The sequence below is a fragment of the Agromyces kandeliae genome, assembly GCF_009674665.1.
Taxonomy (GTDB): domain Bacteria; phylum Actinomycetota; class Actinomycetes; order Actinomycetales; family Microbacteriaceae; genus Agromyces; species Agromyces kandeliae.
Genome location: NZ_WKJD01000021.1, coordinates 259,481 through 285,649, shown reverse-complemented (window position 1 = coordinate 285,649; position 26,169 = coordinate 259,481). Strand labels below are relative to the sequence as shown.

Here is a 26,169-nt window from a genome sequence, read left to right as displayed (position 1 = left end):
CATGGCGCTCGGGGCCCTGCCCGAGTACCCGTGGGACGGGATGGTCCCGTATCGCGATCGAGCGGCATCCCACCGCGACGGCATCGTCGACCTGTCGATCGGCTCGCCGATCGACCCGACGCCGCAGCTCGTGCGCGATGCGCTCGCGGCGGCGACCGACGCGCACTCCTATCCGACGACCGTCGGCACGACCGCGCTACGACGCGCGATCGTCGACTGGTTCGCTCGTCGTCGAGGGGTCGAGGGCCTCGACACGGACGCCGTGCTGCCGACGATCGGCTCGAAGGAGCTCGTCGCGCTCCTGCCCTTCTTCCTGGGCGTGGGCGCAGGCGATGCGGTCGTCCATCCCCGCGCGGCCTACCCGACCTACGAGATGGGCGCGATCTTCGCGGGCGCGGAGTCCGTGGCATCCGACGACCCGGCCGAGTGGCCCGCGAACACGCGGCTGGTCTGGCTGAACTCGCCCGGCAATCCCGACGGTCGGGTGCTCGGCGTGCCCGAGCTGCGCCGCGCCGTCGCCCGTGCTCGTGAGCTCGGCGCCATCATCGTCGGCGACGAGTGCTACGCCGAACTCGGATGGGAGGAGCCCTGGCGCGACGGCGCCGTCCCGAGCGTGCTCGACCCGGCGGCGACGGGCGGTGATCCGAGCGGCGTGCTCGCGATCTACTCGCTCTCGAAGCAGTCCAACATGGCCGGGTACCGAGCGGCCTTCGTCGGCGGCGACCCGGCCGTGATCGCCCGGCTCACCACGGCCCGCAAGCACGCCGGGCTCATGGTGCCGGCGCCGCTCCAGGAGGCGATGGCCGTCGCGCTCGCGGACGACGCGCACGTGCAGGAGCAGAAGGCGCGCTATCGGGCCAGGCGCGACCTGCTGCGGCCCGCCCTCGAGGACGCCGGCTTCCGGATCGACCACAGCGAGGCGGGGCTGTACCTCTGGGCGACCGAGGGTCGCGACGCGTGGGAGTCGATCGGACGTCTCGCCGACCTCGGCATCCTGGGCGGCCCCGGGCACTTCTACGGGCCGCACTTCCCTGAGCACGTTCGGCTCTCGCTCACGGCGACGGACGAGCGGATCGGGCAGGCCGCCGCGCGGCTCCGGGCAACTGCGGTGCGCTGACGTCGCGGATCGTCACCGAATCGCAGCCGAGACTGTGCATCCACTCCAACCGATCGCACGATCCATTGGCGGATGCGACAGTGTGCGCCCGACCCGTCTAGGCTGTAGTCGGGCCGCGCGCGCCGACCGGTGCCGGACCGGAGAGCAGGGAACCGCGAGACAGTGACGATCACAGGAGACGCCGTGAGCAACGTCGTGAACGAATCCGTCGGAGTCGACTCCGACACTGCGACGCTGAACTTCCCCGGCGGAACGGCCGAATTCCCGATCCACCGCGCCTCGCAGGGCAACGCCAGCATCGACGTCTCGACGCTCACCCGGCAGACCGGACTCACCGCACTCGACTACGGATTCGTCAACACGTCTTCGACGCGGTCGGCCATCACCTACATCGACGGCGAGCAGGGCATCCTCCGCTACCGCGGCTATCCGATCGAGGAGCTCGCCGAGCACTCGACCTACCTCGAGGTCGCCTGGCTGCTCATGTACGGCGAGCTGCCGACCGCCGACCAGCTCGCCGAGTTCGACGAGAAGATCCGTCGCCACACGCTCCTCCACGAGGACCTCAAGCGGTTCTTCTCCGCGCTCCCGCACACCGCGCACCCGATGGCCGTGCTCTCCAGCGCCGTGGCCGCCCTCTCGACCTACTACGAGGACTCGTCCGACCCGCACGACCCCGAGCACGTCGAGCTCACGACCATCCGCCTGCTCGCGAAGCTGCCGGTGATCGCCGCCTACGCGCACAAGAAGAGCATCGGGCAGGCCTTCCTCTACCCCGACAACTCGCTGAACTTCGTGGAGAACTTCCTCCGGCTGAACTTCGGCAACATGGCCGAGCCGTACCAGATCGAGCCGACGCTCGCCAAGGCGCTCGACCGGCTGCTGATCCTCCACGAGGACCATGAGCAGAACGCGTCGACCTCGACCGTCCGGCTCGTCGGTTCGACGGGCGCCAACCTGTACGCGTCGATCTCCGCCGGGATCCAGGCGCTCTCGGGCCCCCTGCACGGCGGCGCGAACGAGGCGGTCCTCCAGATGCTCGCGCAGATCCGCGATTCCGGTGAGGGCGTCGGCAAGTTCGTCGAGCGCGTGAAGCGGAAGGAGGACGGCGTCAAGCTCATGGGCTTCGGCCACCGGGTCTACAAGAACTACGACCCGCGCGCGAAGATCGTGAAGACGAGCGCCGACGCCGTGCTCGAGGGACTCGGCGTCAACGACCCGCTGCTCGACATCGCGAAGGAGCTCGAGCAGTTCGCGCTCGAGGACGACTACTTCAAGCAGCGGCGCCTCTACCCGAACGTCGACTTCTACACCGGCGTCATCTACAAGGCCATGGGCTTCCCGACGCGGATGTTCACCGTGCTGTTCGCCATCGGCCGCCTGCCCGGCTGGATCGCCCACTGGCGCGAGATGAACCTCGACGGCGGCACGAAGATCGGTCGACCGCAGCAGCTCTACACGGGGTCCGGCGAGCGGCACTACCCGCTGGGCTGAGCCCGGAGCACCGATCCGCAGCCGATGCGAACGGCCTGTCCTCGGACAGGCCGTTCGTCGTCTCGGGATGACCCGTGCGTGTCAGAGCGCGGCGATCTCGTCCGCGGCGGCGTCGTCGACGGGTGCCGATCGGTGGTCGACCAGCCCCGGCCGCGGATCGAGGTGCACGCCCGCGAGCATGCATCGCACGGACCCGCCGGCGAGCTCGATCGTCGGAACGTCGAGGGGCAGCAGGCGCGCAGAGCGCTCGATGCGTGCGCGCTGGTCGACGGTCAGCGCGTCGAAGGCCGTGCGCGAGAGCGCGAGCACGCGTCCCTGCGCGGTCCAGAGCTCGAGCGCGTTGCCGGCGAACGCGTCGACCTGCGCGTTGTCGAGGGCGATGACGTCGCGACGGCCGCGTGCGCCGAGCCGCCCGAGCACCTCGTCGCGCCGTGCAGGGGAGACGAACATGTCGGCCGCGACGAGTGCGAACTCGGTCGCGATGCTCAGGATCACGTTGGTGTGGTACACGGCGATGCCGCGACCGTCGACGGCGTCGAAGACCATCGGCTCGTAGCCGAAGTTCGTGCAGAATCGCTCGAGCGCGATGGGGTCGGCCCGATTCGAGCGGGCGGCGTACGCGATGCGCGACTCGTGGTCGAGCACCATCGCCCCCGTGCCCTCGAGGAAGACCTCGTCGTACTCCAGGCCCGAGTAGTCGATGACGTCCTGCACCCGGTAGGTGGTCTTCAGCAGTTCGACGATGTCGCCGCGACGCTCGGTCCTGCGGTTCGGCGTGAACATCGGGAACAGCGCGATGTGCCCGCCGGAGTGCGTCGAGATCCAGTTGTTCGGGAAGACGCTGTCGGGCCGGTGCGTGGTCTCGTCCTCGAAGAGGTGCACGGTCACGCCCGCGGACTCGAGCGCGGCGGCCGCGCGCGTGACCTCGTCGTAGGCCGATGCCGCGAGACGGTCGGGGTCGAGTCCGTCGGCGTTCGGCTGGAAGCCGTTGTCGGCGACGGTGTGCGGGTTGGGCGAGAAGTGGTGCGGCCGGACCATGACGACCGCGGCCGGGGACTGGACCGACATCGGCTCAGCCCACCGGCGAGAAGGCGCCGACGAGGCCGAAGAGGTCCTTCGGGTCGTCGGGGTCCGCGACGAGGTCGATCCGCTGTTCGAACCTCGTTCCGGCCACCTGGTCGCGCGCGTAGCGCAGGGCCGAGAAGTCCTCGATGGCGAAGCCGACCGAGTCGAAGACCGTGATGGCCTCCGCGGCCGCACGGCCGGTCTTCCGGCCCGCGAGGACCTCCCACAACTCCGTGACGGGGAAGTCGGCGGGCTTGGCCTGGATCTCGCCCTCGATGCGCGTCTGCGGCGTGTACTCGACGAAGACGTCGGCGCGATCGAGGATCGCGGGGTCGAGCTCGGTCTTGCCGGGGCAGTCCCCGCCGATCGCGTTCAGGTGCATGCCCGGACGGACCCACTCGTCGGCGACGACCGTCGCGCGCGCCTTGTCGGCCGTGCACGTGGTCACGATGTCGGCGCCCTCGAGCGCCTCCGCCGCGCTGCCGGCGACCTCGATCTCGAAGCCCAGGGGGAGCATGTTGCGGACGAACTTCGCGATCGCGTCGGGGTCGACGTCGAACACGCGCAGCGTCGTGATGCCGAAGGCGTGGCGGAACGCGAGGGCCTGGAACTCGGCCTGGCTTCCGGTGCCGACCATCGCCATGACGCGGGAGTCGGGGCGTGCCAGCAGCTTCGCCGCGAATGCGGACGTCGCGGCCGTGCGGAGCGCGGTGAGGACGGTCATCTCCGCGAGGAAGGTGGGGTAGCCGTTGTGCACGTCGGCGAGCACGCCGAAGGCGGTGACGGTCTGGTAGCCGCGTGCGGGGTTGGAGGGGTGCCCGTTGACGTACTTGAAGGCGTAGGACTCGTGATCGCTCGTCGGCATGAGCTCGATGACGCCGAACGGCGTGTGGCTGGCGACGCGGGGCGTCTTGTCGAAGCTCTCCCACCGCGCGAAGTCCTGCTCGAGGTACTCCATGATCCCCGCGATGATGCGCTCGGGGCCGGTTCCTGCGACCCAGCCGATCATGTTGCGTACGTCGACGAAGCTCGTCATATCGTTCCCTTCAGTTCGGTGATTCGAGGGTACGATCCGTCGATATGCAACAGCAACGACCTCCTTGCGCACGGATTGTCTGACGAGAGATCAGTCTGCGACGTCGCGCTATACGATATGCACATGGAACCGCTCGACGATCTCGACCGCCGACTCCTCGCGCTCCTCCGCGAGGACGGACGGACGCCGGTGGCCGAGCTCTCGCGCCGGCTCGGGGTCGCACGCGCGACCGTCACGGGGCGGATCGATCGGCTCGTGGCATCCGGCATCATCGTCGGGTTCTCGGTGCGCGTGCGCGACGAGTCGGACCCGCTGTCGATCCACGCGATCTCGTTCATCGAGGTCGAGGGCCGCACGACCGACGACGTGATCCGGCGCCTCCGCGGGTTCCCCGAGATCATCGCGCTGCACACGACCAACGGAGGGTGGGACCTCGTCGCCGAACTCCGGACCGAGACCCTCGGCGAGTTCGACCGCGTGCTCGGGCGCATCCGGTCGATCGACGGCGTGGTGAACAGCGAGACGAGCCTGCTGCTGAGCTCGGTGCTGCGCTGATACCGCGGCGTGCGGCCCCGTGGCGGGCGGCGCGGCGAATCCGCCGTCGCGTCAGCGACCGGGCTGCAGGACGAGCGCGTCGGTCGCCGCCCTGCGCACCGCGCGGGTCGAGAACGGCCACTCGCGCGTCTCGCCGGTCTGCCAGAGCTCCGCCTGGTCGTCGTAGTGCGCGTGGAAGGCGTGCCCCGACGCACCGGTCAGGTTCACCCAGGTCGAGTCGTCGAAGTCGTCGAGGTCGACGACCATGCGCATCGAGGGCACCCAGTTGACTTCGTACCCGAGCGTCGCGTCCCAGCCGTTGGCGTTCACGATCGCCGATCCGCCGCCCGCCTCGTACGGTCCGCGGTTGAACAGCCACTCGATCGGTCCGATGCCCGACTCGCCGAACGTCTGGTTCGTCAGGGTCAGGGTGTGCAGGCCGCCCCACCTCCAGGCGCCGGGGTCGTCGCCCATGAGGTCGGATGCCTCGGCCCACGCGGCGTCGAGGGCGGCGGCGAGCACGGCGTCGCGTCCGGTCGCGCCGGACGCCCGGTCGGACCACCAGGCGTCCTCCGGCTGCCCCAGCAGGGTGCCGAGGACCGAGAACCACCGGTCGCCCCCGACCGGCCGCGTCGACTCGGGGAGCGAGCCGAACATGCCGTCGAGCAGGTTCCGCCAGAACACCGCGAAGTACGCCGCCTGGGCGCTGTCCTCGTCGGCCGAGGCGTCCCAGTCCGCGAGGAGCCGCGCGCCGCGTGCGGCGTCGCCGTCGAGGTCGAGCTCGGCGATCACCGGCAGGAACGCCTCGGCGTTGGCGTCGCGCGTGTCGAACTGGATCTCGCTCATGTCCTCCGCCGTGATCGGCTCGCCCGAGGCGATGAGCTCGCCGAGGCGGCGTTCGATGCCCTCAGCGCGGTAGCCCAGGTCCCAGTCGCGCGTGAGCATGGGGCCGTCCTGCTCGACGGCGTTGTTCGCGGTCACGATGTACCCGCGCTCCGGGTTCAGCACCGACGGGAGCTCGTCGTAGGGGACCGTGCCCGTCCAGCCGTTCTCGCTGGTCCAGCCCGGCAGCGGAACGGTGCCGTCGCCCGCGGAGCGCACGGGGATCCGTCCGGGAGCCTGGTAGCCGATGTTGCCGTCGACGTCGGCGTAGACGACGTTCTGGGAGGGCACCTCGAATCGCTCGGCCGCGGCCCGGAACTCGTCCCAGCCCTCGGCGCGGTTCATCGCGAAGACGGCCTGGGGCGTGCGGCCGGGCTGCAGCGCGGTCCACTGGAGCGACACCTCGAGCGCGGTCTGCTCGGCGCCGTCGGCGGGCTCGTCGGCGCCGTCGGCGGTCGACGCGTACCCCTCGGCGACCGCCGCGAAGTCCGAGCCGATGTCCGTGACGATCGGCCCCCTCGCGGTCGATCGCACGGTCACCGTCACGGGTTCGCCGCCGGCGACCTCGATGACCTCCTCGCGCGTGCCGAGCGGAACCAGCTCGCCGTCGAGTTCGTAGGAGTCCTCCGTCACGCGCTCGAGGTAGAGGTCGGCCACGTCGGGAGCGAGGTTGGTGAAGCCCCACGCGATGCGCTCGTTGTGGCCGATGATGATGCCGGGCAGGCCGGAGAAGCCGAACCCGGCGACGTCGAACGTGCACAGCGGCGAGAGCTCGGCGCAGTGGAGCCCCATCTGGACCCAGATCGAGGGCATCGCGGGCCCGAGGTGCGGGTCGTTGGCGAGCAGCGGCATGCCGGTGTCGGTCAGGGCGCCGGAGACGACCCACGAGTTCGAGCCGAGGTCGCCGCCCTCGGGTCCGAGCAGCTGCGGCAACGCGTCGAGCCGCGCGGCGAGGTCGCCGAGCACGCCCGCGGTCTCCTCGTCGGCCGCCGTCGCCGCCGTGCCCGCGTCGACGGGTGCCGATCCGCCGTCGACGGCGCGCACGTCGAGTCCGGCCGGCGCAGCAGGCGCGGGCCCGCCGACGATGGTCGGCTTCGCCGACCAGGGGAACGCGGGGTGCAGCTGCGCGACCTGCTCCGGCGTGAGCCCGGAGGCGAGGAGGAGCGCGCGGTCGATTTCGTCGCCGAGGTTCGACCTGAGGTCCCAGGCCATGGCCTTGAGCCAGGCGATCGAGTCCACCGGCGTCCACCGCTCCGGCTGGTAGCCGGGGTTCTGCAGGGCGAGCACGCCGTACTCCAACGAGAGCTCCACGCCCGAACGCTCGGAGAGGTAGGCGTTCACGCCGTCGGCGTAGGCCTCGTAGAGGGCGCGCGACGGTTCGTCGAGCAACTCGAACTCCTGCTCGGCGATGCCGCGCCAGTCGAGCGTGCGGATGAAGGCGTCGGTCGCGACCTGCGACTCGCCGAACAGTTCCGCGACGCGGCCCGCCGTGACGTGCCGACGGAAGTCCATCTCCCAGAATCGGTCCTGCGCGTGCACGTACCCCTGCGCGAACAGCAGGTCGTGGTCCGTCTCGGCGACGAGCTGGGGGATCCCCGCGTCGTCGCGGTACACCGTCACCGCTCCGTCGAGGCCGGCGACGGAGATGCGACCCGATTCGACCGGGAACGACCGATGCACCGTCCACCAGCCGAAGCCGACCGCCGCCACCCCGAGCACGAGCACCGTCACGAGCGCTCCGACGAGGAACTTCGCCCAGCCGGTCCGTCGGGTCCTCGGCGCGTCGGTTCCCACGTCACTCCTTCGTGTCGGCGCATGGCTCGGGCCGCCCGTCCGAGCGACCCCGGGTCATCACTGTACCCCGGCGACCGCGGCAGGGCGGGCCGCGCCGCCGACCGCCGGCTCAGGCGTGCAGGGCGGTGTTCAGCGCGATCCCCTCACCCGAGCGCGAGAGCACCTCGACGCGCCCGTCGAGCGAGTTGCGGCGGAACAGCAGGTTGGGCAGGCCCGACAGCTCGACGGCCTTCACGATCCGGTCGCGTTCGCCCGTTCCGCCCCGGAGCACCACCTTCGTGCCGGCGGTGACGTACAGGCCGGCCTCGACGACGGAGTCGTCGCCGATCGAGATGCCGATGCCCGAGTTCGCGCCGAGGAGGGCGCGCTCCCCGATCGCGACGCGCTGCGTGCCGCCGCCCGAGAGCGTGCCCATGATCGACGCGCCGCCGCCGATGTCGCTGCCGTCGCCGACGACGACGCCCTGCGAGACGCGACCCTCGACCATCGAGGACCCGAGGGTGCCGGCGTTGAAGTTCACGAATCCCTCGTGCATCACCGTCGTGCCGGGCGCGAGGTGTGCGCCGAGGCGCACCCGGGACGCGTCGGCGACGCGCACGCGCTCGGGGATCACGTAGTCGAGCAGGCGGGGGAACTTGTCGAGCCCGGTCACGTGGATGCCGGCGCGCTGGAGCGCCGGACGGAGCCGGTCGAGGTCGTCGGGGTGCACGGGCCCGGCGTTCGTCCACGCGACGTTCGGGAGGTGCCCGAACACGCCGTCGAGGTTCAGTCCGTTGGGACGCACGAGCAGGTGGGAGAGCAGGTGCAGTCGGAGGTAGGCGTCCGACGTGCTCGCCGGCGCGTCGGCGAGGCGGATGGCGACGCGCACGGCCTCGACCCGGACCCCCCGCCGCTCGTCGGGGCCCACCGACCCGACCGGCGGCTCCCAGGCCGGCTCGTCGGCGGCGGGTTCGCCGAGCTGCGGCGCCGGGAACCAGGTGTCGAGCACCGTGCCGTCACCGGCGATCGTGGCGAGGCCGTCGCCCCAGGCGGTGGCGGGCGCGGTCGGGTTCGACGAGTCTGCGGGCATGCTCCAAGGGTACCGAGCGACGTGGGGCCGCGACGGCGGATGACGCGGGGAGGAGGCGTGGCATCCGCCCTCGTAGACTCGGGGACATGGCTGCACCCGTCCGGCCCACGGCCGCGCTCGACCTGTCCGCCGACGTCGTCGCCATCACGCAGGCGATCTGCGATGTGCCGAGCGTCTCGGGCGAGGAGGGGCGGCTCGCGGACCTCGTGCAGGAGGCGCTGGAGGATGCCGCGCACCTCGAGGTGCTCCGCGACGGCGACACCATCGTGGCGCGCACGGACCTCGGCCGCGACCGGCGCGTGGTCATCGCGGGGCACCTGGACACCGTGCCGATCAACGGCAACGTCCCGACCCGGTTCGAGGTCGACGGGGACCGCCAGGTGCTCTGGGGGCGAGGGACGGTCGACATGAAGGCCGGCGTCGCCGTCCAGCTGAAGCTCGCGCGCGAGCTCGTCGCCCCGATCGTCGACGTCACGTGGATGTGGTACGACCACGAGGAGGTCGCCGCCGACCTGAACGGGCTCGGGCGGGTCCTGCGATCGCGTCCCGACCTCTTCGAGGCGGACTTCGCGATCCTCGGCGAACCGACGCGCGGCGAGGTCGAGGGCGGCTGCAACGGCACGCTCCGCGTCGAGCTCCGCGCGACGGGGCGACGGGCGCACTCGGCGCGCAGCTGGGTCGGCGAGAACGCGATCCACAAGCTCGCACCCGCGCTAGAGCGGCTCGCGTCGTACGAGGCCGAGACCGTCCGCGTCGACGGACTCGACTACCGCGAGGGGCTGAACGCCGTCTTCATGCACGGCGGCATCGCGGGCAACGTCATCCCCGACGACGCCGTGCTCACGCTGAACTACCGCTTCGCCCCGAGCCGTTCCGTCGCCGAGGCGACCGAGCGCGTCCGCGCGCTCTTCCCCGAGTACGAGCTCACCGTCACGGATGCGTCCGAGGGCGCTCGGCCCGGCCTGGACGACGCGCTCGCGCAGGACTTCGTCCGCGCGGTCGGCGCCGACGCGCAGCCGAAGTACGGGTGGACGGATGTCGCGCGCTTCAGCGCGCTCGGCGTCCCGGCCGTGAACTTCGGGCCGGGCGACCCGCTCCTCGCGCACGCCGACGACGAACGCGTGGACTGCGACGAGATCCTCGCGTGCGAGGCCGCGCTGCGCGACTGGCTCACGGGGTCGGCGCGCTGAGCCGACCAGTGGGCGAGGAGACCGCGGCGGCGCCGGAGCCGCGGCCGCCGGACGCGCACCGCGTCGGGCGGGGGTCGCCGCGCGTGCGCTGGCGGCTCCTGCCGTGGTGGGCGCGCGTGGTCGCGGTGTACCTCGCCGCCCGCGCCGTGTCGATCGCCATCGTGCTGCAGTTCGCGCACGAGCAGGCCGCGAGCGCCTGGACCGACGCACGACCGGGGTACTTCGAGTACGCGAACATCTGGGACGGACGGTGGTACGCCTACATCGCGGTCGCCGGGTACCCCACGGAGCTGCCGCTCACGGAGGACGGCCGGGTCGCCGAGAGCGCGTGGGCCTTCCTGCCCGTGTTCCCGGGCATCGTCCGCGTCTTCTCGACGGTCGGCGTCCCGTGGGACGTGGCATCCGTCGTCGTCTCGCTCGTGGCGGGCCTCGCAGCGGCGCTCGTCTTCCACCGGCTCATGTCGCGCTTCCTCGACCCCGACCAGGCGCTCTTCGCGGTCGTGCTGTTCTGCGTCGCGCCCGTGTCGCCGATCATGGGCTTCGGCTACGCCGAGTCGCTCGGCTTCCTCTGGCTCGCGCTCGCCCTGCTGCTCCTCGTCGATCGCCGCTACGGGTGGCTCGTTCCCGTGATCACGATCTGGGCGTTCACGCGTCCGGGTGCGCTCGCATTCGCGCTCGCGCTCGGCCTGCACTGGATCGTGCGCTGGTCCACCCGGGCGCGCGACCCGTTCCCGGTCCGCGAGCGCGTGCTCGCGGCATCCGTCGCCCTGTTCGCGGCCCTGGTCGGACTCGCCTGGCCGGCGATCGCGTGGGCGTTCACGGGCGAGCCCGCCGCGTACACCGACACCGAGCTCGCCTGGCGCGCGCCGTACATCGGCTACGTGGAGCTCGTTCCCCTCACGCCGTGGTTCCAGTCGGGCGACTGGTGGCTCGGCCAGCCGATGGGGACGATCCTGCCGATCGCGCTCGTCGTCGGGTTCGGCACGCTGCTCGTCACGCCGTGGGTGCGGCGCCTCGGCATCGACATCAGGCTCTGGCTCGCGAGCTACGCGCTGTACCTCCTCGCGGTCTTCTTCCCGCAGTCGAGCACGTTCCGGCTGCTGGCGCCGCTCTTCCCGATCGTGGGCGCGTTCGCCGTGCCGCGCTCGCCGTGGTGGCGGGGCTCGCTCGTGGCGGTCTCGATCGCGCTCCAGGTGGCGTGGCTGCGGATCGGTTGGTTCATCGACGGCTACGACTGGACCCCGCCGTGATCGCCGGAGTGCCGTCCCGGTCGGGTGATCGGTCGGTGCACGGCGCGCGTCCGGAGCGTGAACGGCGGCCGCGGTCGTCCACAAAACGGAGCCCGGTGTCCCGGGGCGTCGCCTCGATGCGGGATAATGGAGATTCAGCCACGAAAGGGGTAGCTCAATGGCGGCCATGAAGCCACGCACTGGAGACGGACCGATGGAGGCTGTGAAGGAGGGGCGCCTCATCATCGTGCGCGTGCCCCTCGAGGGTGGCGGTCGCCTCGTCGTCTCGGTGAACGACGCTGAGGCCAAGGAGCTCTACGACGTCCTGGGCGGCGTCGTCAACGCGGCCTAGTCAGGCGCCCAGCTTCACGATCTGCAGCAGGCCGTCCCCGGCCGGCGAGATGGCGGTGACCACGGCGGTGGAGGCCGCGAGCTCGGAGACGAGCCCGCGGAACGCCGTCGCCACGTCGTCTCGTCGCGCCGGGTCGGCCACCCTCCCCTTCCAGAGGGCACGCGCCACCAGCACGCTGCCTCCGGGCTTCGCCAGTCGGAGGCCGTGCTCGACGTACTCGATGACCGAGGCCGCGTCCGCGTCGACGACGACGAGGTCGTAGGAGCCCTCGTTCATCCGCGGCAGCACCTCTCCGGCACGACCCGCGATGAGGCGCACGCGCGCCGGGGCGACGCCCGCGTCGGCGAAGTGCTCGCGCGCGTGCTGCTGGTACTCCGTCTCGGAGTCGATCGAGGTCAGGTGCGCCGAGCGTGCGGCCTGGAGCATCCACAACCCCGAGACGCCGACGCCGGTGCCCACCTCGATGATCGCCCGTGCGTCGCTCGCCGCCGCCAGCACCGCGAGCTGCGCGCCCACGGCGGGCGAGACCGGCTCGACGCCGAGCTCCAGGGACTGCAGGCGTGCCTTCGCGATCGACTCGGACTCGACGACGGATTCGTCGACGTACTTCCAGTTCAGGTCGTGTTCGGACACGTGGCGGCTCCCGGAGGTTCTGTCGACCCCCAAGCCTAGGGGTCACGGCAACGGTCGATCGCACGCCTCGCCGCCGACTATCCTTGAGCGCATGGGCGGCCTCACCTTCGACAAACTCCTCATCATCGGGGTGATCGCCGTCTTCGTGCTCGGTCCGGAGCGGCTCCCTCACTACGCCGCGCAGCTCGGCCGGTTCGTGCGGTCGCTCCGCGACATGGCGAACGGTGCGAAGGACCGCATGCGCGAGGAGATGGGCCCGGACTTCGACGACGTCGACTGGCGCAAGCTCGACCCTCGCCAGTACGACCCGCGGCGCATCGTGCGCGAGGCGCTGAGCGACGTGGACCCGTTCGCCGAGCCCGCGAAGCCGGTCGTCGCGCGGGCGGCGGTCAACGAGAACTCCGCCTACCTGCAGCGCAAGCGCAAGCTCGACGCGATCGCCGCCGGCGAGTCCGCGCCGTTCGACTCCGAGGCGACCTGAGCCCGAACCGGTTCGCGCGAATCCCCGCTGCGGTCCGGTCGCGTGGTTCCGCAGACGCGGCCTAGGCGCGGCGGATGCCGCGCAGCACCCGTGCGAGCAGGACCAGGGGGCCGCTGAGCCGGGCGTACTCGCGCCCGGTGTGCGGGAGCGGGATCACCCGCGTGTTCACCGACACCGTCACCGGATCGACGAAGCGCAGCAGGCCCTCGCGGCCGTTGCGGCGACCGATGCCGGACGCCTTGACGCCGCCCATGGGCGCATCGACCGAGCCGAAGCTGCCCCGGTAGCCCTCGTTGACGTTGACGCTCCCAGCGTCGAGCTGGTCGGCGACGCGCAGGGCGCGCCGGGTCGAGCCCGACAGGACCGATGCGTTGAGGCCGTACTCGGAGGCGTTCGCGGCGAACACCGCCTCGAGTTCGTCGTCGACCACGTGCAGCGACGCGATCGCGCCGAACGTCTCCTCGTCGAGCACGCGCATGCCGGGCGCGACGTCGGTCAGGACCGTGGGTTCGAACGCCCACGGCCCGACGTCGGGTCGCGCATCGCCGCCGACCAGCACGCGGGCGCCCTTCTCGAGCGCATCGTCGAGGTGGCCCCGGATGCGGTCGAGCTGCGCCGCCGTCGCGAGGCTGCCGTAGTCGGCGTCGTGGTCGAGGCCGGAACCGATCCGGGGGTCCGAGAGGCGCGCGGCGAGTGCCGCGGTGAACGCGTCCGCGATGCGGCGCTGCACGTAGATCCGCTCGACCGACACGCACAGCTGCCCCATGGACGAGAAGCACGCGTGCGCGGCGTCCGCCGCCGCCTGTTCGACGTCGACGTCGTCGAGCACGATCAGCGCGTTCTTCCCGCCGAGTTCGAGGGAGGCGCCCACGAGTCGGCGCCCGGCCTTCTCCGCGATCCGGCGCCCGGTCGCGGTCGATCCGGTGAAGCAGATGTAGTCGGCCTCGTCGGTCACCGCCTCGCCGACCTCGGCCGCATCGCCCGAGACGACGGCCCAGAGCGATTCGGGCAGCCCGGCGTCGATGTAGGCGCGTCGGAGCGCGAGCACGGAGAGCGCGCCCTGGTCGTCGGCCTTCTGCACGACCGCGCAACCCGCGGCGAGTGCCGGGACGACGTCCATGGCGGCGAGGCTGATCGCGTAGTTCCACGGCGTGATGACGCCGACGACGCCCTTCGAGCGATAGCGGATCCTGGTCGAGAGGGCGACGGGGATTCCGGAGCGACGGCGACCGCCGCGGAGCACGGTGCGGGCCTTGACCGCGTTCCACCTGGTCACCGAGAGGGCCTGGAACACCTCCTCGAACGCCTGGCCGCGGGTCTTCCCGCTCTCGAGCTGCGCCAGGTCCAGCAGCTCCTCGCGGCGGGCGACGATGAGGTCGTGCGCGCGGAGCAGGATCCGGCGGCGCGCGGCGAACCCGGCCCGAGCCCACGCGACCTGCGCGAGGCGCGCGCGCGACACGGCTCCGCGGACGTCCTCCGCGCTCGACCGCGGGAGGTCGACGAGGGTCTCGCCGGTCGCCGGAGTGGGGATCGCGGCCGTGCGGCCGGTCGTGGCGATGAGGTCGGCGACGAGGGCGTCGCGCGCGGGGCTCGGGGTGACGGCCGGAGTTCGGGTGGCGGCGTTGGACACCCGGCCAGTCTAGGCGGGTCTCGACCGGGGGACCGTGTCCGGATCGGGGTCGCCGAGTGGGTATGCTTCCCCGCATGGCTTCCCCGGAACGGCGGCTCTCACGCGGCATCGTGGCCCGATACGCCGTCGGATCGATCGGCACGGGCGGCTTCGCGACGCTGCCCGGCCTCGTGCTCGTCTTCTACCTCACCGACACCCTCGGCGTCACCGCGCTGCTCGCCGGACTCGTCGTCACCGCCGCCAAGGTGTGGGACGTGCTGATCGACCCGTGGATCGGCGATCGCAGCGACCACTCCCTCGCCGTGTCGGGCACGCGCCGCACCTGGATGCGCATCGGTGCCCTGGCCCTGCCGATCGCATTCGTCCTGACGTTCGCCGCGCCCGCAGGGCTCGGCCCGGTCGTCGCGGGTGCCTGGGTCATGGTCGCGTTCCTCGCCACCGCCAGCGCGTTCAGCCTGTTCCAGGTGCCGTACATCGCGTTGCCCGCCGAGCTCACCGACGACTACGACGCTCGCACGCGCCTGCTCACGTGGCGCGTGGTCGTGCTGAGCTTCGCGATCCTCCTCTTCGGCGCCGGCGGGCCGATGCTCCGCCGGGCCGGCGGCGACGACGAGCCGCTCGGGTACCTCGTCATGGCCGTCGTGGCGGGCCTCGTCATCGGCATCGGCATGCTCGTTGCCACCACCACGGCGCCGACCGGGAGAGTCGTCGAACCGCGCGAGCGTCGCAGCCTCGCGGCCGGATACGCCGAGGGCCTGGACGCCCTGCGCCGCAGCCGGCCCTTCCGGCTGCTGCTCTCCGGCTTCCTCCTGCAGGGGCTCGCGACCGGCGTCATGCTCGCGGGAGCCAACTACGTCGCGGTCTGGGTCCTCCGCTCCGAGGACGCCCTGACGTTCCTCTTCGTGGCCCTCATCGGCCCCGCGATCCTCTGCGCGCCGCTGTGGGGCCGGCTCGCCCGCCGGATCGGGAAGGAGCGCGCCTACGTGCTCGCGAGCCTCGCGTTCGCCGTGGCATCCGCCGCCCTCGTGGGAATGATCTGGGCGCCGGGCGCGTGGGTGTACGCGCCGGTCGCGATCGCGGGAGCCGCCTACGCCGGCATGCAGTCGTTGCCCATGGCGATGCTGCCGGACGTCGTCGCGCACGACGCCCGGACCGACGGGCCGGGCCGTGCGGGCACGTTCGGCGGGGTCTGGACCGCCGGCGAGACCACGGGGATGGCACTCGGCGCGACGCTGCTCACGGTCGTGCTCGCGACGACCGGCTACCTGGAGTCGGTGGGGTCGGCCGTCGTCGCCCAGCCGGAGGCCGCGGTCACCGGTATCGCGCTGAGCTTCAGCCTGCTGCCGGCGGTGCTCGTGCTCGTCAGCCTCGTCCCGCTCCTCCGCTACCCCCTGCGGCGCGCGGACATCGACACCCCCGCCCCGACCGAGGAGATCGCCCGATGAACGCCTTCGAACGCGAGCCCGACGACGTGCTCGCCGAGCTCGCCGCGCTCCGCGAGGCCGACGCGCCCACGCACGGCGGTCGCGTGCTCTCGTACGTCTACGACTCGGGCCTCGCCGAGCTCGACGAGCTCGCCGCGCGCGCGGCGCGGCTCGTGCAGCCCGTGAACGGCCTCGACCCGACGACGTTCACGTCGGTCGCGGCGATGGAGGCCGGCGTCGTCGGCTTCGCGCGTCGCGTGTTCCACGGCGACGCCGCCGGGCAGGGCTCGGCCGAGGTCGTCGGCTCGGTCACCTCGGGCGGCACCGAGAGCTGCCTGCTGGCGGTCAAGACGGCCCGCGACGCCTGGCGCTCGGCGCACCCGGGCGACGTGCGGATGCCTCGGCTCGTCGCCCCCACGACCGTGCACGCCGCGTTCCACAAGGCCGCGCACTACTTCGGGCTCGCGCTCGACCTCGTGCCCGTCTCCGCGGAGACCGGCGCGCCGGAGGTCCCGGACGTCGTCGCGCGACTCGACGACGACGTCGCGCTCGTCGTGATGAGCGCGCCCTCGTACCCGTTCGCGACGCTCGACCCGGTCGGCGAGGTCGCGGCGGCGACGGCCGAGCACGCGATCGCCCTCCACGTGGACGCGTGCATCGGCGGCTTCGCGCTCGCCTTCCAGGACGGGCTGCCTCAGTGGGACTTCCGGGTGCCGGGCGTCACGAGCCTGTCGGCCGACCTGCACAAGTACGGCTACGCGCCGAAGGGGGTCTCGGTGCTCCTGCAGCGCGGTCGCGACCGGCAGCGGCGCCAGTACTTCGCGACGACCGCGTGGCCCGGCTACCCGGTCGTGAACCCGACGATGGCGGGCTCGAAGCCGGCCGGCCCGCTCGCCGCGGCGTGGGCGATCGTGCAGGTGCTCGGCGAGGACGGGTTCGCGGAGCTCACCGCACGGGCGACCACCGCGACCGCGACGCTGCGCGAGGCGATCGACGGCATCGAGGGCCTCGCCGTGGTGGGCGAGCCCGTCGGGCCGCTGCTCGCGGTCCGCGCCGACGAGTCGGCGCCCGCCGACCGCCGGGTCGACCCGCACCACTGGGCGGACGCCGCGCGCGGTGCCGGATGGCACCTGCAGCTCCAGCCCGGCATGGCCCAGGCCGACGGACCCGCGCTGCCGCACACGACGCACCTCACCGTCACGCCGGTGACCGACCACGTCGTCGGCGAGCTGGTGCCGGCGCTCGTCGCCGCGGCGGACACCGTCCGCGGAACGCCCGCCGTGGACGGCGGCGCGCTCGTGGCCGGGCTCACCGCGCAGCTTCCCGGCGGCGCCCAGGCGCTCGCCGCGGCATCCGCCGGTCTCGACTCGGATACGGCAGCACGCCTGCTCGCCGCGTTCGGGCTGCTCGGCGGCGACGGTGCCGGGGGAGCGCTGCCCGACCGGATGGCGCCGGTGCTCGCGCTCGTCGAGGCGCTGCCTGGCCCGCTCACCGAGCGGCTCCTCGTCGAACTGCTCGCGCGGGTCGTCGAGCCGCGCGACTGACCCATCGGAGTCGCGCCCGTCCCTCGGACGGCCGACCTGCGGGCCTTGACGCGTCTCAGCTGCGGTGGGAGCCTCGGGTCGAGGGGGCGTGCGCTCGCAGGTCGCGCCGCGACCCCGGAGCAGTTGGGATCGGATCGTGACCCTCGGCCTCATCCTCGTCATCCTCGGCCTCGTCACCGTGGTCGGGACCATCGTGGCGTTCTTCGTCCCCTACATGTTCTTCGAGTGGTTCACCTACCGCTTCTGGGTGGTCCACGTGCTGGTCGCCACCGGCGCCGTCGTGGCGATCGCGGGGTGGGTGCTCGGTGGGCCGGCGGTCGTCGCGATCATCGCGGTCGCGTTCGCCATCGGCTGGTTCGTGCTCACCACCGTCGAGAACCGCATCCCGGGCTCGCGCCGGCTCGCGGTCGGCCCCGGCGACCTCTTCCCGCCGCTCCGCCTGTCCACCGTGGACGGCCGGCCCGTCGACGATCGGGAGATCGTCGGCAGTGCGCCGGCCCTGCTCGTGTTCTACCGCGGTTGGTGGTGCCCGACGAGCAAGATGCAGATGCACGACCTGCTCGACGCGTACGACGAGCTCTCGGCGGCCGGCCTGACGATCTACGCCGCCTCCGTCGACGGTGCCGAGGAGGCCGCGCCGCTGCAGGAGGTGGTCGGCGAGCGGATCACCATCCTGTGCGGTCTCGACGCCGCGACGCTCGATGCCGTCGGCGCCCACGACACGCGCGGTCGGCCGTGGTTCACCAGGCCCTTCCTCGGCGGGACGAGCGAGACGACCGCGATGCCCACCTCCCTGGTCGTCGACCGCGACGGACGCATCGTCATGGCGCATCGGGCGAAGCGCGTCGACGATCGGCCGGTGCCGTTGCGATGGCTGCGGTCGCCCCGGCTCGCGCCGGCCTGACGCCGGCTCCGGCGATCTTCGCGTTCAGAGCGCGAGCATCCGGTCGGTGTCGCCGAAGACCTCGAGTCCGGCGCACTCGGCGACACCGTCGAGGAGCGTCGTCCCGTCGGGTGCGACGTGCCGGAGCGTGATGCGGGCGTCGAGCGTCTCCTCGACCCGCTCGTGCATCGCGGTGCGCATCGGGGCGTGCAGCAGGCCGCCGCGCACGCGCTCCGCCTCGAGCTCGAGCAGCCCGTCCGGGCCGTCGAGCGTCCAGCGGACGTGGGTGTCGTCGATCTCGAGGCGGCGCTCCTCCGAGCGGTTGTAGGTCGTCCAGCGGTGCAGGCGCCCTCCATGCCGGAGACCCGCGATGGAGCCCCGGAAGCTTCCGCCCAGCCACGGGATGATCGCGACGGACGCGATGAGCGAGGCGTCCGGATGCTCGCCGCCCGCCTGGTCGACGTGATTGCTCGCCATCCAGACGTATCCCGACGGGAACGCCCGACCCCAGTCCTTCTCGATGTACCCGCGGCCGCCGTCGAACGAGACCGCGGCGCCCTCCACCTCGAGCGTGCCGCGGAGCCCGTGCCCGAACGAGACGATGCCGTGGAAGCACTCCATGAACGGCACGAGCCCGTACCACCCCATGATCCCCGGCTCGCGGAGCGTCACCGGCCACGGCCGGAGCGGCTCGGCGTGCTCGATGCGCCCGCGCAGTTGCGGCAGGTCGAGCGTGACGCCGCGCGCGTCGAAGCGGTTGGGGCCGACCTCGACGTCGAACCCGTGCGCCGATGCGGTGAACGCCTCGACCGGGAACCGGTGGTACCAGGAGCGACCGGTGAGCCCGTCGAGGACCTGCACGAAGGCCTCGTCGCGATCGTCGCCGGCGTCGCCGCCGATCCCGCGGAACACGCCGGGGATGACCGCCCAGCGGGCCGCCCGGTCGGGGGAGACGAGCTTGACGTACCAGCCCTCGAAGAACCCGCGCCGCACCCCGTGGCCGTGGAACGCCTCCGGGTGGCGCACCCCGCGCAGCCATTGGGCCGGTGTCCGCATGGGCCCAGCGTACCTGCGCCTACAGGCCGCAGCGCTCGGCGTAGTAGGCGTACAGGTCGGCCTTGAGCGCAGCGCCCGACGCGATCTCGAGGCGGCCCTCGCGGCCGTCGTCGGTCGCGACCGTGAACGGCAGGATGGTGCCGCGCTTGTCGTCCGCGAGGGCATGCGCGTCGCACCGCGCGGGCCGGACGGCGAGCGACACGTCGACCGGCTCGTCGCCCGCGGCGACCTCGATGCCGAGCGGCCAGTCCTGGCCGTCCTCGTTGCCGATGAGCGTCGTCGCCGCCACGCCGTCGATCGCGAGCGCGCCGTCGCCGGATGCCACGGGCGCGACCCGCACGTCGATCCACGCGCGCTGCTCGGCGCCCGCGCCCGTCGTCCGCAGCCGTTCGGGCAGTTCGATCGCCGCGACGGCCGCGGCCGATTCGGCGAGGCAGTCGGCGTCGGCGATGCGCGCCATCGTGCCGAAGGGGTCGTCGGGCTCGAGGGTGCCCTCGCGTTCGTCGCCGTCGGCGGTCGTCGCGCGGACGTCGACGCCGATCGCGGCGGGGTCGCCGTCGCACACGCTTCCGGTCAGGTCGAGCCGGATGTCGATGGCGTCGCCCCGGTCGAGGGCGAACGGCTCGTCGCGGTGCATGCCCGGTTCGAGGGCGGGGGAGCGGACGGCGACCGCGGACACCGTGACGGGGGCGCCCGTGTTCTCGAAATGGAGCACGAGCCGGCCCTGCGGCACGTCGAGTCGGCCCTGCTGGACCATGACCGAGAGCCCCTCGGGCAGGCCGGCGTCCGGCCCGGCATCCGGTGCAGGGCCCGTGGCGCACCCGGTGATGGCCGCGGCCGCGAGGGCCCCGACGGCGAGGCCGACGGCCATGCCGCGCGCCGGTCCTCCGGGGGAGCGGGCGGCACGCGGCATCCGTCTCACCGCACCGACACGTCGAGCCGCCGGCCGGGCAGCGAGCGCGGTCGCCCGGCGAGGAAGGCGGCGGCCTGCTCGATCGCGCGCGCCGCGGGGTCGTCGGGCTCGGCGAGCACCACGGGGCGGCCCTCGTCGCCGCCGCGCCGGAGCGCGACGCTGAGCGGCACCGCGGCCACGAGCGGTACGGGCTCGTCGACCCCCTCCGAGAGGCGGCGGGAGACCTCGTCGCCGCCGCCCGACCCGAACAGGTCGAGGAGCGACCCGTCGGGCTGGGCGAGGCCCGCCATGTTCTCGATCACGCCGACCACGCGCTGACCGGTCTGGCGTGCGACGAGACCCGAGCGTTCGGCGACGTCGGCGGCGGCCGGCTGGGGGGTCGTCACGACCACGACCTCGGCGTTCGGCAGCAGCTGGCCGAGCGAGATGGCGACGTCGCCCGTGCCCGGGGGAAGGTCGACGAGCAGGACGTCGAGGTCGCCGAAGTACACGTCGGTGAGGAACTGCTGGAGCGTGCGGTGCAGCATCGGGCCGCGCCACGCCACGGCGACCGAGGAGCCGCGACCGCCGGGCTCCGTCGGCTCGACGAACATGCCGATGGAGATGACCTTCACGCCGTACGCGACGGGCGGCAGGATCATGTCGTCGACGCGCGTCGGGCGGGTTGCGGTGCCGTGCTCGTCGACCAGGCCGAGCAGGCCCGGGATCGAGAAGCCGTGCACGTCCGCGTCGACGAGGCCCACCGAGAGCCCGCGCGCCGCGAGCGCGACGGCGAGGTTCGCCGTGAGCGTCGACTTGCCGACGCCGCCCTTGCCGCTCGTGACGGCGATGACGCGCGTCAGCGTGCCGGGCCCGAACGGGTTGCCGCGCGCGGCGCGGCCGCCGCGGAGGCGCTCGGTGAGGGCGGCCCGCTGCGCGGGCGTCATGACGCCGAGCTCGACGACGGCGTTGCCCGTCCCGACGACCTGCTCGGCCGCGGCGCGCACGTCCTGCTCGATGCGGTCGGACGCCGGGCACCCCACGATCGTCAGTCGCACGCCGACCTCGACGCCGGCATCGGTCGCGGTCACCCGCTCGACCATGTCGAGTTCGGTGATCGGACGCCGGATCTCCGGATCGATGACGCCCTCGAGTGCGGCGTGGACGGCGCGCTCGACGTCGCCCGCGTCAGGACGGGGCATTCGCTGCGTCCTCCTCGTCGCGCCGGTCGAGTTCCTCGAGCGCCTGCCGCAGCTCCTGCCGGATGAATTCCTTCGACGCGAGGTCGCGCACCGCGAGCCGCAGCGCCACGACCTCGCGGGCGAGGTACTCGGTGTCGGCGAGGTTGCGTTCGGCTCGCTGGCGGTCCTGCTCGATCTGGACGCGGTCGCGGTCGTCCTGGCGGTTCTGCGCCAACAGGATGAGGGGCGCGGCGTACGACGCCTGGAGGGAGAGCACGAGCGTGAGCGCGATGAAGCCGAGTTCGACCGAGTCGAACCGCCAGGCGGGCGGCGCGAGCGTGTTCCACAGGATCCAGAACGTGACGAAGAGCGTGAGGCCGAGCAGGAACCACGGGGTGCCCATGTTGCGTGCGACCCATTCGGTGAACCGGCCGAAGCGGTCCCGATCGCCGGAACGGCGCAGGGGCGGCGCGGATCGGCGGATGCCCTTCGGGGTGTCGAACCGACGGTCGTCGGCGGCGTCAGCGCGTGCCATCTCCTGCCCTCCTTCCGGGTGCGATCGGGATGCTGCCGGTGGCCAGCTGTGCGCGGGCCGTCGCGCGTCTGCTCACCTCCGACTCGTCCTCGGGGTGACTCCTCCAGTCGTCCGGGAGCAGGTAGTCGAGCACGTCGTCGATCGTGACCACGCCCACCAGCCGATGCTTCTCGTCGACCACGGGCACCGACACGAGATCGTAGCTCGCGAGGATGCGGCTGACCTCGGCGGCCGACGTCTCGGCCTTCACGGGCTCGAGCCCCTGGTCGATGAGCGAGCCGAGCCGTTCGTGCGGCGGATAGCGCAGCATCCGCTGGAAGTGCACGATGCCGAGGAACCGCCCGGTCGGCGGCTCGTACGGCGGCAACGTGACGCACACCGCCGCGCCGAGCGCGGGCGGGAGGTCGTGGCGGCGGATGAGGGCGAGGCCCTCGGCCACCGTGGCATCCGCCGACACGATGATCGGCTCGGTCGTCATGAGGCCGCCGGCGGTGTCGGGGCCGTAGGAGAGGAGGAACCGGACATCCTCGGCCTCCTCGGGCTCCATGAGCTCGAGCAGGTGCTCGCCGCGCTCCTCGGGCAGCTGCGCGATGAGGTCGGCGGCGTCGTCGGGCGACATGTGGTCGAGCACGTCGGCGGCGCGGTCGTCGCCGAGCTTCGCGAGGATCTCGACCTGGTCGACCTCGGGCATCTCCTCCAGCACGTCGGCCAGGCGGTCGTCGGGGAGCTCTGCCGCGACCTCCTGCCGCCGCTGCGGCGGCAGGTCGAGCAGCGTGTTGGCGAGGTCGGCCGGCTTCAGCTCGGAGTAGGTCGCGATGAGCTGCTCGGCCGACTGCGCCTCGCCGGCCTCGGTCGTCTCACGCACCTCGCGCCAGGTGACGTAGGCCGACGGGCCCTTCGCGAACGGCGACGCGCTCGTCTTCGGCCGGCGCACGAAGAGCTGGTCGACCTCCCACTCGCCGGGCTCGCGCTCCTCGATCGCGACGTCCTCGATGCTCGCCGTGCCGGAGCCGTCGTTGAACGCGACCTTGCGGCCGAGCATCTCGGCGATGACGCGGACTTCGCCGCCGCGCTGCTCGAACCGGCGCAGGTTGATGAGCCCGGTCGTGATGATCTGGCCGCCGCCGATCGAGGTCACGCGCCCGATCGAGACGAAGACGCGGCGCTTGCCGGGGATCTCGACGATGAGGCCGACCACGCGCGGCGGGTCGTCCTTGCGGTACACGACGAGGACGTCGCGCACCTTCCCGACCCGGTCGCCCGCGGGGTCGAACACGGCGCACCCGGCGAGTCGGGCGACGAAGACTCTCGTGGCGCTCACGCCCCCCAACTTACCCCGCGCACCTCCGTTCGGGCCGGGCGACGGAGCCGCGTGGAAGAATGGCACCGTGAGCACCCAGTCGCCGTTCGGCGGTCGCATCGGCCGCGCCTTCCCGACCCTGCCGAAGGGCGAGACGGTCGCGAGCTACGAGACCTACCAGGAGGCGCAGGCCGCGGTCGACCAACTCGCGAAGGCCGAGTTCCCGGTCAAGGAGCTCGCGATCGTGGGGCACGACCTCACCAGCGTGGAGCGCATCACCGGCACGCTGAGCTGGGGTCGCACGGCGGCCGCCGGCGCGCTCTCCGGGGCGTGGTTCGGCACGTTCCTCGGCCTGCTGTTCTTCATCTTCTCGCCGTCCGGCACCTCGCTCGGCATCCTCGGCGCGGCGGTGCTCATCGGCGCCGGGTTCGGCATGATCTTCAGCCTCGTGTCGTACTCCATCAACCGCCGACGGCGCGACTTCACCTCGGTCATGCAGGTGCTCGCCACCCGCTACGCGATCATCGCGGAGCCCGCGCACGTCGTCCGGGCACGACAGGTCCTGGGCGTGACGGATGCCGCTGCGCCGCCCGCACCGGTGACGACGGTCACCCGCCCGCCGGCAGCCCCGGCGCCCGAGGCGGACGCCCCGGTCGAGCCGTCGGCGACCGGCAGCGGGTCCGAGTCCGAGACCCGCGAGATCGACCCCTCCCGCCCGCTCACGTACGGCGAGGCGCAGGACGCCCGCCGCCGCGCCGAGCGCGGCGAGGAGTAGCCGCGGCACGACGGGCCGCGTGCGTCGGACGCACCGGCGACTCCCAGCGTCGCCGCCTACCGTGACGACCATGCGCAGCACCACCCGCCCCGAGACCGGCACGACGCCGCTCGAGCAGGCGGTGCGCGCCGAGATCGCCGCCGCCGAACGGCCCGACCGCCCCGTGCGACGGTGGCTCCGCGGCATCCGTCGCCGGATCGACCGCCACCCCCGCCTGCGCTTCGCCTACCGGATCGGCGTGGGCGTGCTCGGCGGCGTGATCGCGGTCGCGGGCCTGGCGCTCGTGCCGCTCCCGGGGCCCGGCTGGCTCGTCGTGTTCCTCGGCCTCGCCATCCTCGGCACCGAGTTCGCGTGGGCACGCCGGCTGGCGGCGTGGGTCAAGCGCATGCTCGACCGCTTCTGGGCCTGGTGGAAGGCGCGCCGCGCCGCCCGCGCCGCCTGAACGAGCCCTCCGCCGAGCCGGGTCAGCGCTGGGCGCCGCGCACCCAGGCCTCGACCTCGTCGGCCGTGCGGGGGATGCCCGCCGAGAGGTTCTCGGCGCCGTCGGCCGTCACCAGGATGTCGTCCTCGATGCGCACGCCGATCCCGCGGAACTCCTCGGGAACGGTGAGGTCGTCGGCCTGGAAGTAGAGGCCGGGCTCGATGGTGAAGACCATGCCCGGCTCGAGCACGCCGTCCATGTACATCGACCGACGGGCCGCGGCGCAGTCGTGCACGTCGAGGCCGAGGTGGTGGCTCGTCCCGTGCACCATGTAGCGGCGGTGGAACTGGTTCTCGGGCTGCAGCGACTCCTCGGCCGAGACCGGGAGGAAGCCCCACTCGGCGGTGCGCTTCGCGATGACCTCCATCGCGGCGGCGTGGATCTCGCGGAAGACGACACCGGGTCGCACGATGCGGAACGCGGCATCCGCCGCCTCGAGCACGGCGTCGTAGACCCGGCGCTGCACCGGCGAGAAGGTGCCGTTCACCGGGAACGTGCGCGTGATGTCGGCCGTGTAGTAACTGTCCATCTCGACGCCCGCGTCGAGCAGCACCAGGTCGCCCGGCACGACCGCGCCGTCGTTGCGGGTCCAGTGCAGGATGGTCGCGTGCGGGCCGGCCGCGGCGATCGACGCGTAGCCGACGTCGTTGCCGTCGAGGCGGGCGCGCGTGGCGAAGACGCCCTCGATGACGCGCTCGCCGCGGACCTCGCTCGTGATGCGCGGCAGCTCGGCGAGCACCTCGGCGAAGCCGCGCTCGGTCGCGTCGACGGCGGCGCGGAGCTCGGCGACCTCGAAGTCGTCCTTCACGAGGCGGAGCTCGGAGAGCACGCGTGCGAAGTCGGCGTCGGGCTCGTGCTCGGCATTCACCTCGAGGCTGAACGGCGCGTCGGACGCATTCGTCGACAGCGCCTCCTCGGCGGCGAAGCGAAGGCGGGCGTGGTCGATGCGCTCGGTGATCGCGGCGTCGGCCTCGCGGACGACCAGCGTCGCGGTGTCGACCGAGTTCACGACCGCGTCGAGGTCGGCGATGCCGCGCGTGCCGAGCTGGAGGTCGGCGGCGACGTGCGCGAGCGAGGGGCGTGGTCCGATCCAGAACTCGCCGATGGCGGGGTTGGCGTAGAACTCCTCGCTGTCGCGGCCGGCGCGCTCGCGGAAGTAGACGGTCGCCTCGTGGCCGGCATCGCCGGCGGGTTCGAGGACGAGCACGGCGCCCGGCTCCGAGTCCGAGCCCCAGCCCGTCAGGTGCGCGAACGCGGAGTGCGCCCGGAACGGGTAGTCGGTGTCGTTCGCACGCTGCTTCATGTCGCCCGCGGGGATCACGAGTCGCTGCCCGGGGAACGCCGCCGAGACGGTCGCGCGACGGGCGGCCGCGTGCGCGGCCTGCGGGCGGGCCTCGGGCAGGCGCTCGTCGCGCTCGGCCCAGCCGCCCCCGATGAACTCCTTGAAGCCCTCGGACCCCGGCGTGGTCGAACGGTTCGCGTTCCGGCCGGTCTCCTCAGCGGTGGTCTCGTCGGTGGGGGCCTCGTGGGCCGTCGCGGTCGCGTCGCCGGTGTTCGTCATGGTCTCCATTCTCGCACCGCCGCGTCGGCGT

At 72.7% G+C, this 26,169-nt stretch carries 24 protein-coding genes; 12 read left to right on the top strand and 12 right to left on the bottom strand.

The genetic code is table 11. The features are described 5' to 3' along the window. Nucleotide 1 precedes the first annotated feature (1 nt). Both dapC and GJR97_RS17045 read left to right on the top strand, forming a co-directional pair. On the top strand, nt 2–1,117 hold the full coding sequence (gene dapC, locus GJR97_RS17050) for a succinyldiaminopimelate transaminase (RefSeq protein WP_154347943.1): 1,116 nt from the start codon (nt 2–4) through the stop codon (nt 1,115–1,117). A 195-nt stretch (nt 1,118–1,312) separates the two neighbouring features. Next, a complete protein-coding gene (locus GJR97_RS17045) occupies nt 1,313–2,611 on the top strand; it encodes a citrate synthase (protein WP_324613675.1) in 1,299 nt (432 codons plus the stop codon). Nucleotides 2,612–2,692: 81 nt separating this feature from the next. Here GJR97_RS17045 and ctlX read toward each other — a convergent pair whose 3' ends face one another. Beyond that, the gene (gene ctlX / locus GJR97_RS17040) at nt 2,693–3,679 is read right to left on the bottom strand and encodes a citrulline utilization hydrolase CtlX (protein ID WP_154347942.1); all 987 of its coding nucleotides are present in this window, start codon (nt 3,677–3,679) and stop codon (nt 2,693–2,695) included. 4 nt (nt 3,680–3,683) lie between these two features. Beyond that, nucleotides 3,684–4,712 (bottom strand): ornithine cyclodeaminase, encoded by a 1,029-nt coding sequence (locus GJR97_RS17035; RefSeq protein ID WP_154347941.1) that lies wholly within the window; start codon nt 4,710–4,712, stop codon nt 3,684–3,686. 123 nt (nt 4,713–4,835) lie between these two features. Between GJR97_RS17035 and GJR97_RS17030 the strand changes: the two genes are divergently transcribed. Further along, the gene (locus GJR97_RS17030) at nt 4,836–5,267 is read left to right on the top strand and encodes an Lrp/AsnC family transcriptional regulator (protein WP_129235281.1); all 432 of its coding nucleotides are present in this window, start codon (nt 4,836–4,838) and stop codon (nt 5,265–5,267) included. 51 nt (nt 5,268–5,318) lie between these two features. On the opposite strand, the gene GJR97_RS17025 is transcribed toward GJR97_RS17030, so the two are convergent. Both GJR97_RS17025 and dapD read right to left on the bottom strand, forming a co-directional pair. Beyond that, complete coding sequence (locus GJR97_RS17025; RefSeq protein ID WP_324613640.1) at nt 5,319–7,922, bottom strand: penicillin acylase family protein; 2,604 nt, start codon at nt 7,920–7,922, stop codon at nt 5,319–5,321. A gap of 109 nt (nt 7,923–8,031) precedes the next feature. Then, entirely contained in the window at nt 8,032–8,991 is a 960-nt protein-coding gene (gene dapD, locus GJR97_RS17020; protein WP_154347940.1) for a 2,3,4,5-tetrahydropyridine-2,6-dicarboxylate N-succinyltransferase, read from the bottom strand. An 86-nt stretch (nt 8,992–9,077) separates the two neighbouring features. On the opposite strand from dapD, the gene dapE reads away from it, so the two are divergent. The 3 genes from dapE to GJR97_RS17005 all read left to right on the top strand — a co-directional run bounded on the left by dapE (nt 9,078) and on the right by GJR97_RS17005 (nt 11,762). Next, complete coding sequence (gene dapE / locus GJR97_RS17015) at nt 9,078–10,181, top strand: succinyl-diaminopimelate desuccinylase (protein WP_154347939.1); 1,104 nt, start codon at nt 9,078–9,080, stop codon at nt 10,179–10,181. A gap of 8 nt (nt 10,182–10,189) precedes the next feature. Next, a complete protein-coding gene (locus GJR97_RS17010) occupies nt 10,190–11,431 on the top strand; it encodes a hypothetical protein (protein WP_324613639.1) in 1,242 nt (413 codons plus the stop codon). 157 nt (nt 11,432–11,588) lie between these two features. Next, nucleotides 11,589–11,762, top strand: coding sequence for a DUF3117 domain-containing protein (locus tag GJR97_RS17005; protein ID WP_019179788.1), 174 nt, complete (start codon nt 11,589–11,591; stop codon nt 11,760–11,762). Here the strand turns inward: GJR97_RS17005 and GJR97_RS17000 are convergent, their stop codons facing one another. Then, nucleotides 11,763–12,395 carry an O-methyltransferase gene (locus GJR97_RS17000; protein ID WP_324613638.1) on the bottom strand — a complete coding sequence of 211 codons (633 nt, stop codon included), beginning with the start codon at nt 12,393–12,395 and terminating at the stop codon, nt 11,763–11,765. A 91-nt stretch (nt 12,396–12,486) separates the two neighbouring features. Between GJR97_RS17000 and GJR97_RS16995 the strand changes: the two genes are divergently transcribed. Next, the gene (locus GJR97_RS16995; protein ID WP_154347937.1) at nt 12,487–12,876 is read left to right on the top strand and encodes a twin-arginine translocase TatA/TatE family subunit; all 390 of its coding nucleotides are present in this window, start codon (nt 12,487–12,489) and stop codon (nt 12,874–12,876) included. A 61-nt stretch (nt 12,877–12,937) separates the two neighbouring features. Here GJR97_RS16995 and GJR97_RS16990 read toward each other — a convergent pair whose 3' ends face one another. Further along, complete coding sequence (locus GJR97_RS16990; RefSeq protein ID WP_324613637.1) at nt 12,938–14,506, bottom strand: succinic semialdehyde dehydrogenase; 1,569 nt, start codon at nt 14,504–14,506, stop codon at nt 12,938–12,940. Between the two features lie 74 nt (nt 14,507–14,580). On the opposite strand from GJR97_RS16990, the gene GJR97_RS16985 reads away from it, so the two are divergent. From GJR97_RS16985 to GJR97_RS16975, 3 genes are all read left to right on the top strand, one after another. Then, on the top strand, nt 14,581–15,951 hold the full coding sequence (locus GJR97_RS16985; RefSeq protein ID WP_154347936.1) for an MFS transporter: 1,371 nt from the start codon (nt 14,581–14,583) through the stop codon (nt 15,949–15,951). After that, complete coding sequence (locus GJR97_RS16980) at nt 15,948–17,474, top strand: pyridoxal phosphate-dependent decarboxylase family protein (RefSeq protein ID WP_154347935.1); 1,527 nt, start codon at nt 15,948–15,950, stop codon at nt 17,472–17,474. The genes GJR97_RS16985 and GJR97_RS16980 overlap by 4 nt, the downstream gene beginning before the upstream one ends. A 136-nt stretch (nt 17,475–17,610) precedes the next feature. Further along, on the top strand, nt 17,611–18,378 hold the full coding sequence (locus GJR97_RS16975; RefSeq protein WP_154347934.1) for a redoxin domain-containing protein: 768 nt from the start codon (nt 17,611–17,613) through the stop codon (nt 18,376–18,378). 24 nt (nt 18,379–18,402) lie between these two features. On the opposite strand, the gene GJR97_RS16970 is transcribed toward GJR97_RS16975, so the two are convergent. Genes GJR97_RS16970 through GJR97_RS16950 form a run of 5 tightly spaced genes read right to left on the bottom strand, consistent with a single transcriptional unit; the run spans nt 18,403 to nt 23,342 of the window. Further along, a complete protein-coding gene (locus tag GJR97_RS16970; RefSeq protein ID WP_154347933.1) occupies nt 18,403–19,413 on the bottom strand; it encodes a tocopherol cyclase family protein in 1,011 nt (336 codons plus the stop codon). Nucleotides 19,414–19,432: 19 nt separating this feature from the next. Then, entirely contained in the window at nt 19,433–20,284 is an 852-nt protein-coding gene (locus GJR97_RS16965; RefSeq protein ID WP_154347932.1) for a hypothetical protein, read from the bottom strand. Nucleotides 20,285–20,331: 47 nt separating this feature from the next. Continuing rightward, a complete protein-coding gene (locus GJR97_RS16960) occupies nt 20,332–21,507 on the bottom strand; it encodes an Mrp/NBP35 family ATP-binding protein (RefSeq protein ID WP_154347931.1) in 1,176 nt (391 codons plus the stop codon). Beyond that, nucleotides 21,494–22,021, bottom strand: coding sequence for a DUF1003 domain-containing protein (locus GJR97_RS16955; RefSeq protein ID WP_154347930.1), 528 nt, complete (start codon nt 22,019–22,021; stop codon nt 21,494–21,496). Before GJR97_RS16955 ends, GJR97_RS16960 begins: the two co-directional genes overlap by 14 nt. Further along, a complete protein-coding gene (locus tag GJR97_RS16950) occupies nt 22,008–23,342 on the bottom strand; it encodes a magnesium transporter MgtE N-terminal domain-containing protein (RefSeq protein ID WP_324613636.1) in 1,335 nt (444 codons plus the stop codon). Before GJR97_RS16950 ends, GJR97_RS16955 begins: the two co-directional genes overlap by 14 nt. Before the next feature lie 67 nt (nt 23,343–23,409). Here GJR97_RS16950 and GJR97_RS16945 point away from each other — a divergent pair, with 67 nt between their 5' ends. Beyond that, nucleotides 23,410–24,096 (top strand): general stress protein, encoded by a 687-nt coding sequence (locus GJR97_RS16945; RefSeq protein ID WP_324613635.1) that lies wholly within the window; start codon nt 23,410–23,412, stop codon nt 24,094–24,096. A gap of 70 nt (nt 24,097–24,166) precedes the next feature. Continuing rightward, a complete protein-coding gene (locus tag GJR97_RS16940) occupies nt 24,167–24,538 on the top strand; it encodes a TIGR02611 family protein (RefSeq protein WP_154347928.1) in 372 nt (123 codons plus the stop codon). A gap of 22 nt (nt 24,539–24,560) precedes the next feature. Here the strand turns inward: GJR97_RS16940 and GJR97_RS16935 are convergent, their stop codons facing one another. Then, nucleotides 24,561–26,138 carry an aminopeptidase P family protein gene (locus GJR97_RS16935; RefSeq protein ID WP_229276356.1) on the bottom strand — a complete coding sequence of 526 codons (1,578 nt, stop codon included), beginning with the start codon at nt 26,136–26,138 and terminating at the stop codon, nt 24,561–24,563. Nucleotides 26,139–26,169 lie beyond the last annotated feature (31 nt).

What these genes read in the sequence shown, in the direction of transcription:
- dapD (WP_154347940.1), bottom strand. Translation starts at nt 8,991, where the DNA reads ATGCCCGCAGACTCGTCGAACCCGACCGCGCCCGCCACCGCCTGGGGC.
- GJR97_RS16980 (WP_154347935.1), top strand. Translation starts at nt 15,948, where the DNA reads ATGAACGCCTTCGAACGCGAGCCCGACGACGTGCTCGCCGAGCTCGCC.
- GJR97_RS16940 (WP_154347928.1), top strand. Translation starts at nt 24,167, where the DNA reads ATGCGCAGCACCACCCGCCCCGAGACCGGCACGACGCCGCTCGAGCAG.
- ctlX (WP_154347942.1), bottom strand. Translation starts at nt 3,679, where the DNA reads ATGTCGGTCCAGTCCCCGGCCGCGGTCGTCATGGTCCGGCCGCACCAC.
- GJR97_RS16985 (WP_154347936.1), top strand. Translation starts at nt 14,581, where the DNA reads ATGGCTTCCCCGGAACGGCGGCTCTCACGCGGCATCGTGGCCCGATAC.
- GJR97_RS16960 (WP_154347931.1), bottom strand. Translation starts at nt 21,507, where the DNA reads ATGCCCCGTCCTGACGCGGGCGACGTCGAGCGCGCCGTCCACGCCGCA.
- GJR97_RS17035 (WP_154347941.1), bottom strand. Translation starts at nt 4,712, where the DNA reads ATGACGAGCTTCGTCGACGTACGCAACATGATCGGCTGGGTCGCAGGA.
- GJR97_RS16970 (WP_154347933.1), bottom strand. Translation starts at nt 19,413, where the DNA reads ATGCGGACACCGGCCCAATGGCTGCGCGGGGTGCGCCACCCGGAGGCG.
- GJR97_RS16995 (WP_154347937.1), top strand. Translation starts at nt 12,487, where the DNA reads ATGGGCGGCCTCACCTTCGACAAACTCCTCATCATCGGGGTGATCGCC.
- GJR97_RS16935 (WP_229276356.1), bottom strand. Translation starts at nt 26,138, where the DNA reads ATGACGAACACCGGCGACGCGACCGCGACGGCCCACGAGGCCCCCACC.
- GJR97_RS17030 (WP_129235281.1), top strand. Translation starts at nt 4,836, where the DNA reads ATGGAACCGCTCGACGATCTCGACCGCCGACTCCTCGCGCTCCTCCGC.
- dapC (WP_154347943.1), top strand. Translation starts at nt 2, where the DNA reads ATGGCGCTCGGGGCCCTGCCCGAGTACCCGTGGGACGGGATGGTCCCG.
- GJR97_RS16955 (WP_154347930.1), bottom strand. Translation starts at nt 22,021, where the DNA reads ATGGCACGCGCTGACGCCGCCGACGACCGTCGGTTCGACACCCCGAAG.
- dapE (WP_154347939.1), top strand. Translation starts at nt 9,078, where the DNA reads ATGGCTGCACCCGTCCGGCCCACGGCCGCGCTCGACCTGTCCGCCGAC.
- GJR97_RS17005 (WP_019179788.1), top strand. Translation starts at nt 11,589, where the DNA reads ATGGCGGCCATGAAGCCACGCACTGGAGACGGACCGATGGAGGCTGTG.
- GJR97_RS16965 (WP_154347932.1), bottom strand. Translation starts at nt 20,284, where the DNA reads ATGGCCGTCGGCCTCGCCGTCGGGGCCCTCGCGGCCGCGGCCATCACC.